Source organism: Jhaorihella thermophila (assembly GCF_900108275.1).
Classification (GTDB): domain Bacteria; phylum Pseudomonadota; class Alphaproteobacteria; order Rhodobacterales; family Rhodobacteraceae; genus Jhaorihella; species Jhaorihella thermophila.
Genome location: NZ_FNVD01000002.1, coordinates 45,108 through 60,264 on the forward strand (window position 1 = coordinate 45,108; position 15,157 = coordinate 60,264).

Here is a 15,157-nt window from a genome sequence, read left to right on the forward strand (position 1 = left end):
GATGGGTGCCTCGCGGCGAGTGAAGGGCGTTGTCCTCTTGGGTTTCCCCATGACAGGCATCCCCTTGCGGGGGCCACCAACACCAATAGGACGGCGCTTATAGTCACGGCCGCGCCGGAGTCAACGCCTCGTTTCACCTGCTTCGTTCTTTTCGGTGCGCCCGGGCCGGCTCAGGCGGCCCGGTGCATCAGGATCGCCGCCTCGGACGCGCTGAGATTGCGCCGCGCATAGCCGCCATAGTCGTAGGGGTCGTCCGCGACCCCCGGCATCAGATCGAGAAGGCGCTTGCGGTCCGTCTCTTCCAGCGCCGCAAGCGAGGCGCTTCCGGGGTGGAAGCTTTCCGTCTCCACGCCATTGGCCCGGATGATCTGGTGACTGGGCAGCAGCAGGTGAACATAAGTCACCTCGCGCAGCTTCAGATCCACCGCGACGGTGCGGCCATTGACCAGCTCCCGCGCGGGCACCAACACCTCGGGGGTGTTGAACAGCGCCTGCGCTACGGACCCGCGCACCAGCATACGGTGCTCGGGCGAAACCAGCAGTTCCTGATCCGGCCGTTCGATGCCCAGCGCGCCGGCGCGGAACCGGATCGGACGCAGATGCGGCATCACGAACAGTCGCGCCCCGGTCATCCGGCGGCTGCCGATCCACAGCACCTCTTGCGGCCCGTTGTCGGCGGTGGAGACCCGGTCGCCTTCGCGCAGGTTTTCCACCGGAACCGGCCCGTCCGGCGTGTCGATCATCGTGCCGGGCGTGAAACAGATCACGCCGGCGCGCTCGGTCTCGTCGCGTTTGCGCACAAGCGCGCCCAGTGAATGATGCACCACCCACAGTTCGGTATCGCGCGGCGGCATCTGATCCATGAACATCAGCAGCGGCCGCGCGCCGTTGCCGACCTCGATCACGGTGACGGTATAGCTTTGCGCACCATTGGTAACGATGAAACTGCTGTCGGACAGCGGTTCTTCGACCTCGATCGCATCGAGATCGGTGCGGTTCTGGATCGCCGCGCCAACCAGCCGGCGCACGCTGCGCGCCGCCCGCTGACGCAGCTCGTTTTCGTTCGTCGCCCCGTCCAGCCGCAAAATGTCGTTCGGCCCGTCGATGCGCACCGCTTCGCCGTGCCACGACCACGCCGCGCCCACTTCGAGGGCGTCAAGAGGCGCGGCCGAAAGACCGTCGAGTTCCGTTTGCGACCAGGAAATGACGAACGTGCCACGAAAGCCCGTCTTCATCTGCCTGTATGCCTGCCTGGTTCTTTTCTTATTGGCAGACAGGTTAACAAAGCCGAATCGCCTTTGGAAGCGATTTGTTTGCAGACACTTGGAGCGTGTTCTTAAAACCTCAATCGAAGGCTGACCGACCCGACGAGCTGGCCTTCGGGCTGGGCCTCGAATTCGCGCCCCAGCCAGCTGATTCCGTAGAACGCCCAGAGGTTTTCGCCCTGCCAGCGCAGCCCCGCGCGTAGCCGGTCGCGACGGGGCGTGAGGTCATGACCGCGGCTTTCAGGCAGATAGACGCTGTTGGCGACATGGGCAATGTCGCCCCCCATGACAAGGGAAAAGCCGGGATCGGGATAGCCGACCACGCGATAACGCTGGCCGGTGACCGACTCGCGGGCCATCAGGCCGCCATCGCCGAAGGCGCCAAAGCTGACATCGGCGCCCACCCGCAGCAGGGTTTCGTCGCCCGCCCGCATTTCCGCAAACGGCCGGATCCGCGCCGCACCGCCAAAGTCGTAACTGTGCGCGATCTCGGCCACGGCGGTGGGGCGCACCGTGTTCGGGATCTGCCGGGCCAGAACCGCCGGCGCCGGTCGCGGCATGCCGAAGATCGAGTGCAGCCCGTCCTGTCTCTGGTCCAGGCCGGTCTGCGGCCCGATCACGACCAGATCACCGCCCAGCGTGAACTCGACCCCGTCGCGAACCACATGGGTGTGAACCCCCAGCGACAGCATCCCCGCATAGGGCCGGTCGGTAGGGTTGTATCGCGTCAGGTCGGACGGGCCGATAACCTGCCCCTGCAATCGCAGCTCCCACAGGTCAAACGGGCGCGACGGGGCCCGTCCGGTCCATTCCTTGCCGAAGGCCGCCGAAACCGTCAGCGACCCGGTCCGCCATCTGTCCTGATTGTCGCCCAGCGTGTCGTTCGTGGCCAGCCAGCCATAGCCCAGCACCCGGACCCCGCCGCCGCGCGCAGCCTCGCTCTGGGCGGCCGTGGAACCGGCACCGGTCATTGCAACGATGAATGCCATGCCCAGAGCGGCAAGCCTGTTTGTCATGCGCGCGTCCTCCGTTTCAGACGGTCCTACCGTGGCCGGGGGCCGCGCCGCTAGTGTATGGCGGCAACACGCCGGCGGTGCGTCGCCGGCGCCCGCCGTGACAATTTCAGACCTTCGACACGAAGCCGCCCGATTTGCCTCCGCGCGCGAATCCCGAATCCCCGCGCATCGGGCGGAAATAACGGGGGATTTCTGCCGAAGGGATCAGGCCGGACTTTCCTTGCGAGTGCCTTCGCGCTATGCTCGGCGCCGAGGGAAGGGCCCATGTTTCACCCGCCACGACCGGAAAATCCGGCAGGAAACGCAAGGGTGGCCCGACACAGGCAAGGGACAGACCATGACCGACATGACCGGATTTGGCAGTGCAAGGCTGCGGACGGGGGTTCTCGTCATCGCCCTGATGGGCATGGCCGGCTGCGAAGAGGCGGCGAAATTGCCGTTCCTGCAACCCAAGGACAAGGCCGAAACCGTGACGGCCTCGACCAGCACCAGGATCGTCGAGCGCGACGTCGAGGCCCCCGAGGTGTTCCAGGTGACCGAAGCCGGGCTTTGGGACGGGCGGCCGTCGCTGGGCGGGGTCTGGGTCGCCCACCCGGACGTCACCGAACCCGAACGCGTCATCATCCGCAACCAAGCCAACGGCAAGTTCGTGATCGGCGCCCTGTTCCGCCGCGAACGCGAAATTCCGGGGCCGCGTCTGCAGGCTTCGTCCGAGGCCGCCGCTGCGCTGGGCATGCTGCCGGGCGCCCCGGTGGAGCTGAACGTGACCGCCCTGCGCAAGGAAAAGGTAGAGAAACCGCAAGCCCCTACGCCGGAAGAGACCGAGGCAAAGCCCGCCGCCCCGGCCGAGGTGACGGTGGCCGCACTCGATCCCGTCGCAGGCGCAGAGGCCGCGATCGAGGCTGCGGCACCGACCGCACCCGCCGCGAAGGCCAAGCCATCGGACGCGGCCACGAAACCCAAGGCGCGGCCCGCCGCCGAGACGACCAGCGCGGCTGGCGCCAAGATGGCCACCGCCCCGAAACCGGCGCCCAAGCGCCCCGCGTCCCCGCTGAAGAAACCCTATATCCAGATCGGCATCTTCAGCGTCGAGCAAAACGCCAAGCGGACCGCCGACCAGATGCGCAGTGCCGGAATGATCCCCACGATCCACGCGGAAACCATGAATGGAAAACCCTTCTGGCGCGTGGTGGTTGGCCCCGCGCGCAGCACGTCCGAACGCTCGGCCCTGCTCAAGCAGGTCAAATCGACCGGCTTCTCGGATGCCTATTACGTAACCAAATGACCGGAGTCCGTCAGACTTGAAACCGTTGCTGCAACTGGCCGTCACCATTGTCGTCCTGTTCGCCATGACCCTGCGCGCGGGCGCTTTCGAAACCCGCGCCAAGGCGGCGATCGTCGTGGATCTGAGCACCGACACCGTGCTGCTGGAGAAAAACGCCGACACGCCCCTGCCCCCGGCGTCGATGTCCAAGCTGATGACGCTCTACATGCTGTTCGACGCGATCCGCGCGGGCCGGGTGCAGATGGACACCCGGTTCAAGGTGTCCAGCAAGGCGCGCAACATGGGCGGTTCCAAGATGTTTCTGGACGAACGCGACCGGCCAATGGTGCAGGAACTGATCCAGGGGATCATCGTGTCCTCGGGCAATGACGCAGCAGTGGTGGTCGCCGAGGGGTTGGCCGGATCCGAAGAGGCCTTTGCCAGACAGATGACCGAGATGGCCGGGCGGCTCGGCATGACCCATTCCACCTTTGCCAATGCCTCGGGCTGGCCGCATCCGTATCAGCGGATGAGCGTAAGGGATCTGGCCATTCTCGCCCGGCATCTGATCGAGGAATTTCCCGAATTCTACCCCTACTTTTCGCAGCAGGAATTCGACTACAAGAACCGCGCGCCGGCCAACCGGTTCAACCGCAATCCCCTGTTGAAGCTCGGGATCGGCGCGGACGGGCTCAAGACCGGCCACACGCAGGAGGCCGGCTATGGCATGGTCGCCTCGGCGGTTCAGAACGGGCGGCGGGTGATTGTCGTCGTGTCGGGGCTGGACAGCGCGACCCAACGCGCCGAGGAAACCGAGGCGCTGATCAACTGGTCCTTTCGTCAATTCTCTCCCAAGACCGTCGCCAAGGCCGGCGAGCCGATCGTCACAGCCGAAGTCTGGAATGGCCGACAGCCCCAGGTAGGCCTGGTGCCGATCGAGGACGTGACCGTTCTTCTGGCCGCACTGGCCGATGAAAAGGTCGAGGCCGAGGTGGTCTATACCGGCCCGCTAACCGCCCCGATCCGCGCGGGCGACCGGCTGGCCGAACTGATCCTGCGCCCCGAGGGCCTGCCCGAACTGCGCCGCCCGCTGGTGGCCGACCGCGACGTGCCGGTGGGCGGTTTTACCGTCCGGGTCCGGACCGCCGCGCAATCTCTGTTGCAGCGTTTCCTGAACGGCCCGCAGGAGGCAATGTGACCGCAGGATCGAACGCCCGCGGCCGCTTTGTCACCTTCGAGGGCATCGACGGGTCCGGCAAGTCCACCCAGGCGCGCCTGCTGGCCGAGGCGCTGCGCGATCAGGGGCGCGACGTCGTGCAGACGCGCGAACCCGGCGGCTCTCCGGGTGCGGAGGAGATCCGCGAACTGCTGCTGCGGGGCGACCCGGACCGCTGGTCGGCGGAAACCGAGATCCTGCTGTTCACCGCGGCCCGCCGCGACCACCTGGAACGGACGATCGAACCGGCGCTGGCCGCCGGCAGGGTTGTGATCTGCGACCGTTTCGCCGACAGCACCCGCGTCTATCAGGGCGTCACCCGCGGCGATCTGCGCGATCTGGTGGACCGGCTGCATGCGCTGATGATCCGGCGTGAACCCGACCTGACCATCCTGATCGACATGGACCCGCGCACGGGGCTGAACCGCGCGCTGGGTCGGCACGATGGCGAGGACCGGTTCGAAGGTTTCGGACTGGAGATGCAGGAGCGCCTGCGCGAAGGCTTCCTGGCGCTCGCCGCCGAGTTTCCCGACCGCTTCCGCGTAATCGACGGCAACCGCCCCGTTGACTCCATCGCAAGGGATGTCCGAAACGCAGTCACGGAGATACTGTGATGAGCGACGACATCCCCGCCCCCGACAGGGTGCCCGGCGCGCCCCATCCGCGCGAAACCGGGCGCCTGTTCGGGCAGGAACAGGCCGAAACCACGTTCCTGTCCGCGTTCAACGCCGGGCGGCTGCACCACGGTTGGCTGCTGACCGGCCCGCGCGGGGTGGGCAAGGCGACGCTGGCCTGGCGCATCGCGCGGTTCCTTCTGGCCACGCCGCCAACGCAGGAGGACGGGCTGTTCGGCGCGCCGCCCCCGCCGCAGAGGCTGGACATCGACCCCGATCATCCCGTCGCGCACCGGGTGCGGGCCGGATCGGACCCCGGCCTTGCGGTCATCACCCGGACGGTCAATGAAAAGACCGGCAAGCTGCGGGCCGAGATCGTGGTGGAGGACGTCCGCCGTCTGACCGGCTTTTTCGGCATGTCTGCGGCGGACGGCGGGCGGCGCGTGGTGATCGTCGATTGCGCCGACGAGATGAACGCCAGCGCGGCGAATGCGCTCTTGAAGATGCTCGAAGAGCCGCCCGCCAACACCACGCTGCTGCTGGTGTCGCACCAGCCCTCCCGGCTCTTGCCCACGATCCGGTCGCGCTGCCGCACCCTGCCCCTGCGCCCGCTGGGGCCGTCCGATCTGCAGGCCGCGCTGGCCCAGAGCGGGATCGAACCGCCCAAGGCGCCCGAGCGGCTGGCCGCGCTCGCGGGCGGATCGGTGGGCGCGGCGATCCGCCTGCAGACGCAGGGAGGGCTGGCGCTCTATGCCGAGCTGGTCGCGATCCTCGACAGCCTGCCCCGGCTGGACCGCCCCCGCGCGCTGGCGCTGGCCGAGGCCGCGGTGCAGAAGGGCGCGGCCGAACGCTTTGACCTGCTGCTGGATCTCTTTGACATCGCGCTGGCGCGGCTGGCGCGCACCGGGGCCGCCGGCGCCCCGCCCGACCCCGAGGCCGCGCCGGGCGAGGCGCAGGTTCTGGCCCGCCTCTCTCCCGATCCGCACCGCGCCCGCGCTTGGGCCGAGGCCGCCGCCACGATTACCGCCCGCGCCCGCCACGGCCAGGCGGTGAACCTTGACCCCGCCGCGCTGGTGCTGGATACGGTCTTCAGGATGCAGCAAACCGCCACGGGCTGAGCACGGCCGATCAGAGAATGACCCGAGAACCCGAAATCACCGACAGCCATTGCCACCTGGACTTTCCCGATTTCGAGGGCCAGCTGGATGAGATCATCGCCCGCGCGGGCCGTGCCGGCGTGACCCGCATGGTGACGATCTGCACCCGCCTGCGCAACGAACCCGCCGTGCGCGCGATCGCCGAGGCCCACGCTCCGGTCTTCTACGCCGCCGGCACCCACCCGATGAGCGCGGCCGAAGAGCCGATGCTCACGGTGGACGAACTGGTGGCGCTCGCGCGGCACCCGAAATTCGTCGGCATCGGCGAAACCGGGCTCGACTATCACTACACCGCCGACAGCGCCGAGGTGCAGAAACAGTCGCTGCGCATCCATATCGCGGCGGCGCGCGAAACCGGCCTGCCTCTCATCATCCACGCCCGCGCGGCGGACGAAGACATGGCCCGGATCCTGACCGAGGAATACCGCAACGGCGCCTACACTTGCGTGATGCACTGTTTCTCGTCGGGCCCCGAACTGGCCCGCGCGGCACTGGATCTGGGGTTCTATCTCTCCATGTCCGGCATCGCCACCTTCCCCAAGAGCCAGGAGGTGCGCGACATCTTCGCCGCGGCGCCGGTGGACCGGATCCTTGTGGAGACGGATGCGCCCTATCTCGCTCCCCCGCCGCACCGGGGCAAGCGCAACGAACCGGCCTATGCCGCGCTCACCGCCCGCAAGGGGGCCGAGATTTTTGGCATGGATTACGCCGAATTCGCCGCACGCACGCAGGCCAATTTCGAGCGGCTGTTTGCCAAGGCGGCCGGCTGGAGGGTCGCCGCCTGATGGCCGAACTGCGCTTTACGATCCTGGGCTGCGGATCCTCGGGCGGCGTGCCGCGGCTGGGCGGCAACTGGGGCGACTGCGATCCGAACAATCCCAAAAACTACCGCCGGCGCTGTTCGATGCTGGTGGAACGCGACGGCCCCGAGGGCACGACCTCGGTGCTGATCGACACTTCGCCGGATCTGCGGTCGCAACTGCTGGACACCGGCACCGGGCGGCTGGACGGCGTGGTCTATACCCATTCGCACGCCGACCATGTGCACGGCATCGACGATCTGCGCATGATCGTCTTCAACATGCGCGCGCGCCTGCCGGTCTGGGCCGACGGCGACACGCAGAACGCGCTGCTGTCGCGGTTCGGATACGCCTTCGTGCAGCCCGAAGGCTCGCCCTATCCGCCGATCCTGGACCTCAAGACCATCGACGGCGCCTTCGAGATCGACGGCCCCGGCGGCCCGATCCCGTTCCGCCCCTTTCACGTCGATCACGGATCGATGGATGCGCTGGGCTTTCGCATCGGCGGGCTGGCCTATACGCCGGACGTGGTGCACATCCCCGACGCGGCATGGACCGAGCTTCGGGATCTCGACGTCTGGGTCGTGGACGCGCTGCGCCGCACCAAGCACCCGACGCATGCCCATCTCGACCTCGCTCTGGAATGGCTGGACAGGGCCCGACCGAAACTGGGCGTTCTGACCAACATGCATATCGACATGGACTATGACACGGTGAATGGCGAGACGCCCGATCATGTGGTCCCGGCGCATGACCTGATGACGATCACCTGTCCGCTCTGATCCCGTGCCCCGGTCCTTCTCCTTGCTTCAAATATCCCCGCCGGAGGCTCCCGCAGCCGAATGCGTGCGCGCGGCTCCATGTTCCAGACCCTGATCGACGTCATCCTGCCGGTCTTTCTGGTGATCGGTTCGGGCTACGCGGCGACCCGTGTCCGCGTCTTCACGATGGACCATATCGACGGGCTGATGAAATTCACCCAGGGCTTCGCCATCCCCTGCCTGCTGTTCCACGCGATGGCAAAGGTAGATCTGCAAGCGGGGTTCGACCCGCGCCTGCTGGCCAGTTTCTACGCCGGGGCCACGCTCTGCTTTGTCGCCGGCATAATCGGCGCGCGCCTTCTGTTCCGCCGCGACTGGGAGGACGCCGTGGCGATCGGATTCGCCTGTCTGTTCTCGAACTCGGTGCTGCTGGGGCTGGCGATTACCGAACGCGCCTACGGACCCGAGAACTTGACCGGAAACTACGCGATCATCGCCTTTCATTCGCCCTTCTGCTATGGCGTGGGCATCACGCTGATGGAGGTCGTCCGCAACCGCGGCCAAGGCGGGCGGCATACGGCCCGCGCGGTGCTGCGGGCGATGTTCCGCAACGCGCTGATCCTCGGCATCGGGCTGGGGTTTGTCGTGAATGTCTCGGGCCTGCCGCTGCCCGGCGTGGTGGACGATGCGCTGAGCCTCATCACCCGCGCAGCGCTGCCGGCGGCGCTGTTCGCACTGGGCGGGGTGCTGGTGCAATACCGTCCCGAAGGCGACCTGCGCGCCATCGCCTTCGTCTGCGCGGTGTCGCTGTTGCTGCACCCCGCGCTGGTCTGGACTTTCGGCAAGGGCTTCGGCCTGCCCACCGACCTGTTCCGGTCGGGCGTGCTGAACGCGTCGATGGCGCCGGGCTTCAACGCCTACATCTTTGCCAACATCTATGGCCGGGCCAAACGCGTGGCGGCGTCCTCGGTGCTGATCGCCACCGCCGCGTCGATCTTCACGGTCTGGTTCTGGCTGGGCGTGCTGCCCTGATCAGCCGCCCACAGCCTGCGGCGCCAGCATCGGATCCCCCACCACCCGCACCTGCCCCTGCAGAACCAGCAGGGCCGCGACGATCGTCCCGCGCGACCGGCAGATTTCGGCAAGGGCCGCGCCCCGGCGCAAGGCGTCGTCGGCCTCCTGCGGCGTGAGCGGCAGAACATCCACCGTCACCGGCCGCTCGCCCAGATCGCTGTCCGGCGACAGCTCGCAGGCCGGCCGGCGCAACACCTTCGCACTGTCCGGCAGATCGACCGCATTGGCAATCATCGTCGCCGCCGCGTCCGCCTGCGCCGCGGCCCGCGCCAGCACCGTCACCGAATCGGCAATCCCCAGCGAATGGCTCCGCCCCCGCCAGCCCGAAGTCGCCACCCCGCGCACCGGGCTGTCCGCCTCGATCACCGCGCGGCCGCCCGGCGCCCCGACCACGGCGGCAACAAACCGCGCGCCTGCCGCCAGATGCAGCGCGACGTCGCCGCCATTGTTCACATAGGCCCGCCGCAGCGGCCCGGCCGCGACCATCACCCGCAGGATCTCGTCGGCCACGGCCCCGGCCACGGCAGCCATCGGCGTGACAAAGTCCGGCGCAAAGGGGGCAACCGCCGCCGCCATCTCCCGCGCCACCCGGCTCTGGGGCCGCATCCCGCCGGTCACGGCTGCGCGCAGCAGGTCGAGTTCCCCGACCAGTTCTTCCAGAATCGTGCCAAACCGCCGGGCGGCCGCCCGCAACGCCGCCGCGCGGCCCGCGCCGTCTGCGTCAACGATCAGATCGATCGGCCCGTGATGCAGATGCAGCCGCTGCCCGTCGGGCAGGTATGCCACCTGCGGCCCCTGCACTCAGCCGTCCTCCGCCGGGCCGACCGCCCGCACCTGCGCACCGTATTCGCCGCCGCGTTCCAGAATGTCGCGCACATCCCGCGCCTTCTCGACGTGACCGCCCAGCGCGGCATAGTCCTCGCGTGGCAGGGTGAACTCCAGCGGCGCCACCAGCGCCGGCGTCGGGACGTAGCCGAAGGAATTGTCGGGCATCCGCGTCACATCCACCATGATCGTGATCCCGCCGCCGGGCCACACATAGGCCGGCGCGCCGCCGCAACTGACCCGCGTCCGCCCCGCATGCACCGACCGGGTGAGCCGCACCGGATTCTTCGTCACTCCCGACCGCAGCGACCCGCCCGCGCCGCCCATGAACATCACCGTGCACAAGGCCGGCTCGCAGTTCTCGGCGATGAGGTCCACGGTCGGCCGCAGCGCCTCGGGCAAGGGCGCGGGCCGCGGCACCAGATGCTCGTCCAGCACGTAATAGGCCCATTGCTCGCCCGTTGTGGAGACCATCAGCAGCGTCAGCCCCGGCCGCGCGCCCTTCTCCGGCCGCCACAGGCCGAGGATCGTCAGCGGATCCTCGATATCGGTGCCGCCCCAGCCCAGCCCCGGCTCGGCCACCTGGAAATAGCGCCCCGGCGTGGATCGCCGCCCCTTGATGCGAATACCCGTGTCGGGCCAGCCCAGCACCTTGCCCGCCTGATGCTCGCTGACGACACCGGTGATGTGGTCGTCCACCACCACGACCTCGTCCACAAGGCCCCGCCATTGCGAGGCAAACATCCCAATCGTCGCCGACCCGCAGCCGACCCGCATCCGCTCCTCGCGCCGCCCGTCCACGATCGGCGGCTGCCCGGCCTGCACCACCACCGTCGCGCCGCCATCCACGACCAATTCCACCGCCTCGCCGTTGCACAGCCGCAACAGCGCATCGCAGGTCGCCCGCCCCTCGGCCTTGCTGCCGCCGGTCAGGTGATCCACCCCTCCCAGGCTCATCATCTGCGAGCCGTATTCGCCGGTGGTCATGTGGCCGATAATCTCGCCGCCCGACCGCACCCAGGCGGTCTCCGGCCCAAGATGCCGGTCGGTGTCGATCTTCACCTTGACCCCGCAATAGGAAAAGATCGCCTCGGTCACCACGGTCACGAAATCCGCGCCCTCCACCTCGCGGCTGACGATAAAGGGCGCGGGCTTGTAGTCGGGATAGGTCGTCCCCGACCCGACGCCCGTCACGAACAGATCGTCGCCGGACACGTCGCGCCCGTCCCAGTCGGCCTTGAGAAACGGCTTGACCTCGCCCCCCGCCTCCAGCGACCGGTCCAGAACCGTCAGGGGATCGCAGCGCACGATCCGGCCACCGACATTCGCATAACGATCGCACGCTCCGATCCTGCCCTCGGCGACATAGCACATCACCGGACAGGCATCGCACCTGATCTTCTCCTCTCGCGCGCGCCGCCGTTCAGCCATGACCGCGCCCCAGCTTCTTTCTGGTCCCAAATACCCCCGCCGGAGGCACGGCGCGCCAGCGCCGTTCCCGTCGCCATCCGCGCTCCGGTCTCATCGCCCCGCCTCCCGCATCGCCGCCAGCACCCGGTCGGGCCGTGCCGGCAGCCGGGTGATCCGCGCGCCGCAAGCATGCCGGATCGCGTTCAGAATCGCCGGTGCGGTGGGAATCAGGACGTGTTCCCCCAGCCCCTTGGCCCCGAACGGGCCCTCGGGATCGGGCACCTCGATCAGGATCGACCGGATCTCGGGCATGTCGCCCACGGTCGGGATCAGGTAGTCATGCAGGTTCTCGGTGCGGCCGGGGACGAACTCCTCCATCAGCGCCAGCCCCAGCCCCTGCGCGATCCCGCCTTCGATCTGCCCCTCGGCCAGGGCCGGGTTGATCGCGCGGCCCACGTCATGCGCCGCCGTGATCCGCCGCACCTTCACCGTGCCGAGCCCCATATCCACCTCGACCTCGGCCATCTGCGCGCCATAGCCGTAAACCGCATAGGGCACGCCCTGCCCGCTCTCGTCCAGCGCGCCGGTCGGCGGGTCATAGCTTTCCTCGGCCGCCAGCACATAGCCGTTCCCGTCCGGCTCCAGCGCGACCAAGTCGATCCGCCGCTCGCCGCGCCCGTCACTCACCCGCAGCGCGCCGGGTTCGGGCCGGATCACCGCATCCTCGCCCATGTTGGTCATCGCAAGGATCCGCGCCCGCAGCGCCCGCCCCGCCATCTCCGCCGCCTTTCCGGTGATGTAGGTCTGGCGCGAGGCCGACGTCTTGCCGCAATCGGGTGTCAGCGCCGTATCCGGCCCGACCAGATCCAGATCCGCCACCGCCACGCCCAGCGCGTCGGCGCAGATCTGCGCGATCACCGTATTCGCCCCCTGCCCGATATCGGTCGCCCCCTGATGCAGCCGGATCCGCCCCTCGGCCGTCACCCCCAGACGGATCGTCGAGGGGTTGGGCAACGCGGTATTACCGCAGCCATACCAGCAGCTCGCCACCCCCACGCCGCGCCGGACCCCGCCATGCGCGGCATTGAACGCCTCGGCGCGGGCCAGCGCGTCCCGCCACGGCTCGGCCAGCGCATCGAGGCACGCGCCGATCCCGACGCCCTGCAGCCGCTGCCCGCAGACGGTCCTGTCCCCGTCGCGCAGCGCGTTCACCCGGCGAAACGCCAGCCGGTCGAACCCGCCCCGGATCGCCAGATCGTCAAAGAGCGTCTCCTGCAGGATCGCCGCCTGCGGCACGCCAAAGCCCCGGAACGCCCCGCCGATGGGGTTGTTGGTATGCACCGCCCGCGCCTCGGCGTGATAGTTCGGAACGCGAAAGGGCCCCGAGGCATGAACCGGCACCCGCACCGCCACGGTCGGCCCCCAGCTGGCATAGGCGCCGGTGTCGAAATCCCCGTCCACCGTCATCGCCACCAGCCGACCCGCCGCATCCGCCGCCGCCCGCGCGCGCAGGCGCGCCGGGTGCCGCTTGGTGGTCGAGGCCATGCTTTCGCGCCGGGTATAGACCATGCGGCAGGGCCGGCCGGTCTTCAGCGTGACCAGCCCCAGATAGGGTTGCAGCGTGATGTCCAGCTTCGAGCCGAACCCCCCGCCCGTCGCCGCCGGGATGATCCGCACCCGCTCTGGCGGCAGGCCCAGAAGGCGGGCGGTGTCATCGCGGTCCATCATCGGCGCCTGCGTGCAGGCGCGAATCACCAGCACACCGCCCTCCATCCAGGCCGCCCCCGCCTCGGGCTCGATATAGGCATGCTCCACGAAAGGCGTCTCGATCGCCACCTCGGCCACCACCTCCGCGCCATCAAGGGCGGCACCGGGGTCGCCGCAGCGCACCCTGCCCGCGATCAGAATGTTGCCCTCGCGGCTTCCGTGCAGCTGAACCGCCCCGGCCGCCCGCGCGTCGTCGAGGGTCAGGATCGGGGGCTCCGGCATCCATTCCACCGGAAAGCGGTCAAGATCCAGCCCTTCCACCACCTCCGGCGGGCCAGCCACCACGGCGACGACCTCGCCCCGCATCCGCACGCATCCCTCGGCCAGCGCGGGCTGGTCGGCAAAGGGCGGGATCGTGCCAAAGCGGTTCTCGCCGGGCAGATCGGCAGCGGTAAAGACCCGCACGCCCTCGGGCGCCCAGGCGGCGATGTCGCCAAACGCGAACCGGGCCGCGAAATGCGGCGACCGCACCACCCGCACCAGCAGCGCGCCGGCCGGGAACAGATCCGCGCCATAGCTTTCGGTGCCGTCCACCTTGGGCCCGCCGTCGAGCCGCGGGATCGCCGCCCCCACCGCGGCGCCGGTGGCAGCAGTGACGGGCCGGTCCTGCCCGGCCACGTCCAGCACCGCATCGACGATCTTCGCATATCCGGTGCAGCGGCACAGCACCCCGCCCAGCGCGTCCTCGACCGCCGCCCGGTCCGACGACGGGTCGCGCCGCAACAGCGCCGCCGCCGCCATCAGCATCCCCGGCGTGCAGATTCCGCATTGCGCCGCCCCGTGCCGCAGGAAGGCTGCCTTCAGCCGTGTGCCCGTCTCATCGGTCAGCCCTTCGACGGTGGTGATCTCGCCCCCCGCCGCGCGGGCCAGAGGCGTCAGGCAGGCGCAGACCGGCTCGGCGTCCAGCAACACCGTGCAGGCCCCGCAATCGCCGGCATCGCAGCCGACCTTGGTGCCGGTCAGACCCAGATCCTCGCGCAGCACGGCGGACAGGCGCCGCCCCGGCGGCGCGATCATGTCGTGGCGGGCGCCGTTCACGGTCAGCCGGATCGCTCCCGTGTCCTTCATCGCCGTCCCTGCCCTGTCAGGTCCGCCAGCGCCCGGCGCAGCAGGGTGACCGCCGCTTCGCGCCGATAGGCCGCCTCGGCGCGCACGTCATCGATCGGAGACAGCGCGGCGTGCACGGCACCGACATCAAGCGCTTCGGCCAACTCGCCCACAGGCCGCCCCGCCAGGGCACGTTCGACCTCGGTCAGCCGCAGCGGAACGGGGCTGCAGGCGCCCACGGCAAGGGCCAGCGCCTCGGCCACGCCATCGGTTTCGACCACCCGCGCGGCAACCGAGACGATCGAGATGACCAGATAGCGCCGCGCACCCAGTTTCAGAAAGCGGCTGCGCCCCTTGCCCGTGTCCATCGGGACATGAACCGCGGTGACGAGTTCGCCTGGACGCAGCGCGGTGCGGCGCGGGCCGGCGATGAAACGAGCCAGAGGCAGGCGCCGGGCGCCATTGACCGAGGCGATCTCGACCTCCGCCTCCAGCGCCAGCAGCGGCGGGACGCCATCGGCGGCCGGCGAGGCGTTGCACAGATTGCCCGCCACCGTCCCCGCATTCTGGATCTGCACCGAGCCGATCTCGCGCGCGGCCTGTTTGAGCATGTCGAAGGCGGGCGGCAGATCGGCACGCAGGACGTCGGTCCAGGTGGTGGTTGCCCCGATGCGCCAGCCCCGCGCCGTGGCCGAGATCCCGCGCAAGCCGGAAACCGCGGTCAGATCGAGAACCGCGCCGGGCAAGGTCTGGGACTCGGTGGCCGGGAACAGATCCGTGCACCCCGCCGCAGCCACCCGGCCGCCATCCGAGAGAATGGCGAGCGCCTCGCGCAGCGTTTCTGGCCGTGCTTGGTCGGCCAAGGCTCCTCCCTGCGGCTTGGACCAGCCGCGATTGTTGGTATACAAGCGGATTTTGAGGCCGCGCGGGCGCGGCTGTCA

General features: G+C 69.1%; 13 protein-coding genes. 7 read left to right on the forward strand and 6 right to left on the reverse strand.

Going from position 1 to position 15,157, the window contains the following annotated elements; genetic code table 11:
- Positions 1 to 170: 170 nt before the first annotated feature.
- Both C4S70_RS03470 and C4S70_RS03475 read right to left on the reverse strand, forming a co-directional pair.
- Complete coding sequence (locus C4S70_RS03470) at positions 171 to 1,235, reverse strand: Hint domain-containing protein (RefSeq protein WP_104006731.1); 1,065 nt, start codon at positions 1,233 to 1,235, stop codon at positions 171 to 173.
- 101 nt (positions 1,236 to 1,336) lie between these two features.
- Positions 1,337 to 2,281 (reverse strand): lipid A-modifier LpxR family protein, encoded by a 945-nt coding sequence (locus C4S70_RS03475; protein ID WP_235003681.1) that lies wholly within the window; start codon positions 2,279 to 2,281, stop codon positions 1,337 to 1,339.
- A 337-nt stretch (positions 2,282 to 2,618) separates the two neighbouring features.
- On the opposite strand from C4S70_RS03475, the gene C4S70_RS03480 reads away from it, so the two are divergent.
- The 7 genes from C4S70_RS03480 to C4S70_RS03510 all read left to right on the forward strand — a co-directional run bounded on the left by C4S70_RS03480 (position 2,619) and on the right by C4S70_RS03510 (position 9,125).
- Positions 2,619 to 3,566, forward strand: coding sequence for an SPOR domain-containing protein (locus tag C4S70_RS03480; protein ID WP_104006733.1), 948 nt, complete (start codon positions 2,619 to 2,621; stop codon positions 3,564 to 3,566).
- Positions 3,567 to 3,582: 16 nt separating this feature from the next.
- Positions 3,583 to 4,743 carry a D-alanyl-D-alanine carboxypeptidase family protein gene (locus tag C4S70_RS03485; RefSeq protein ID WP_407656702.1) on the forward strand — a complete coding sequence of 387 codons (1,161 nt, stop codon included), beginning with the start codon at positions 3,583 to 3,585 and terminating at the stop codon, positions 4,741 to 4,743.
- Positions 4,740 to 5,375 carry a dTMP kinase gene (tmk, locus tag C4S70_RS03490; protein WP_104006734.1) on the forward strand — a complete coding sequence of 212 codons (636 nt, stop codon included), beginning with the start codon at positions 4,740 to 4,742 and terminating at the stop codon, positions 5,373 to 5,375. Before C4S70_RS03485 ends, tmk begins: the two co-directional genes overlap by 4 nt.
- Entirely contained in the window at positions 5,375 to 6,493 is a 1,119-nt protein-coding gene (locus tag C4S70_RS03495) for a DNA polymerase III subunit delta' (RefSeq protein WP_104006735.1), read from the forward strand. Before tmk ends, C4S70_RS03495 begins: the two co-directional genes overlap by 1 nt.
- A 17-nt stretch (positions 6,494 to 6,510) precedes the next feature.
- The gene (locus C4S70_RS03500; protein ID WP_104006736.1) at positions 6,511 to 7,317 is read left to right on the forward strand and encodes a TatD family hydrolase; all 807 of its coding nucleotides are present in this window, start codon (positions 6,511 to 6,513) and stop codon (positions 7,315 to 7,317) included.
- Positions 7,317 to 8,114, forward strand: a complete 798-nt coding sequence (locus C4S70_RS03505) for an MBL fold metallo-hydrolase (RefSeq protein ID WP_104006737.1) — start codon at positions 7,317 to 7,319, stop codon at positions 8,112 to 8,114. Before C4S70_RS03500 ends, C4S70_RS03505 begins: the two co-directional genes overlap by 1 nt.
- 78 nt (positions 8,115 to 8,192) lie before the next feature.
- Positions 8,193 to 9,125, forward strand: a complete 933-nt coding sequence (locus C4S70_RS03510) for an AEC family transporter (protein WP_104006960.1) — start codon at positions 8,193 to 8,195, stop codon at positions 9,123 to 9,125.
- On the opposite strand, the gene C4S70_RS03515 is transcribed toward C4S70_RS03510, so the two are convergent.
- The 4 genes from C4S70_RS03515 to C4S70_RS03530 form a co-directional block, all read right to left on the reverse strand.
- Positions 9,126 to 9,953 carry a UPF0280 family protein gene (locus C4S70_RS03515; RefSeq protein WP_235003683.1) on the reverse strand — a complete coding sequence of 276 codons (828 nt, stop codon included), beginning with the start codon at positions 9,951 to 9,953 and terminating at the stop codon, positions 9,126 to 9,128. It abuts the gene before it with no gap.
- 15 nt (positions 9,954 to 9,968) lie between these two features.
- The gene (locus C4S70_RS03520; protein WP_104006739.1) at positions 9,969 to 11,423 is read right to left on the reverse strand and encodes a 6-hydroxynicotinate reductase; all 1,455 of its coding nucleotides are present in this window, start codon (positions 11,421 to 11,423) and stop codon (positions 9,969 to 9,971) included.
- 90 nt (positions 11,424 to 11,513) lie between these two features.
- Positions 11,514 to 14,237 carry a molybdopterin-dependent oxidoreductase gene (locus C4S70_RS03525; protein ID WP_104006740.1) on the reverse strand — a complete coding sequence of 908 codons (2,724 nt, stop codon included), beginning with the start codon at positions 14,235 to 14,237 and terminating at the stop codon, positions 11,514 to 11,516.
- Positions 14,234 to 15,079, reverse strand: a complete 846-nt coding sequence (locus C4S70_RS03530; protein ID WP_104006961.1) for an FAD binding domain-containing protein — start codon at positions 15,077 to 15,079, stop codon at positions 14,234 to 14,236. The genes C4S70_RS03525 and C4S70_RS03530 overlap by 4 nt, the downstream gene beginning before the upstream one ends.
- Positions 15,080 to 15,157: the final 78 nt, after the last annotated feature.

Bases quoted from the DNA above. Each gene is read 5' to 3' on its own strand.
- C4S70_RS03470 (WP_104006731.1), bottom strand. From the start codon at position 1,235: ATGAAGACGGGCTTTCGTGGCACGTTCGTCATTTCCTGGTCGCAAACG.
- C4S70_RS03475 (WP_235003681.1), bottom strand. From the start codon at position 2,281: ATGACAAACAGGCTTGCCGCTCTGGGCATGGCATTCATCGTTGCAATG.
- C4S70_RS03480 (WP_104006733.1), top strand. From the start codon at position 2,619: ATGACCGACATGACCGGATTTGGCAGTGCAAGGCTGCGGACGGGGGTT.
- C4S70_RS03495 (WP_104006735.1), top strand. From the start codon at position 5,375: ATGAGCGACGACATCCCCGCCCCCGACAGGGTGCCCGGCGCGCCCCAT.
- C4S70_RS03500 (WP_104006736.1), top strand. From the start codon at position 6,511: ATGACCCGAGAACCCGAAATCACCGACAGCCATTGCCACCTGGACTTT.
- C4S70_RS03505 (WP_104006737.1), top strand. From the start codon at position 7,317: ATGGCCGAACTGCGCTTTACGATCCTGGGCTGCGGATCCTCGGGCGGC.
- C4S70_RS03510 (WP_104006960.1), top strand. From the start codon at position 8,193: ATGTTCCAGACCCTGATCGACGTCATCCTGCCGGTCTTTCTGGTGATC.
- C4S70_RS03520 (WP_104006739.1), bottom strand. From the start codon at position 11,423: ATGGCTGAACGGCGGCGCGCGCGAGAGGAGAAGATCAGGTGCGATGCC.
- C4S70_RS03525 (WP_104006740.1), bottom strand. From the start codon at position 14,237: ATGAAGGACACGGGAGCGATCCGGCTGACCGTGAACGGCGCCCGCCAC.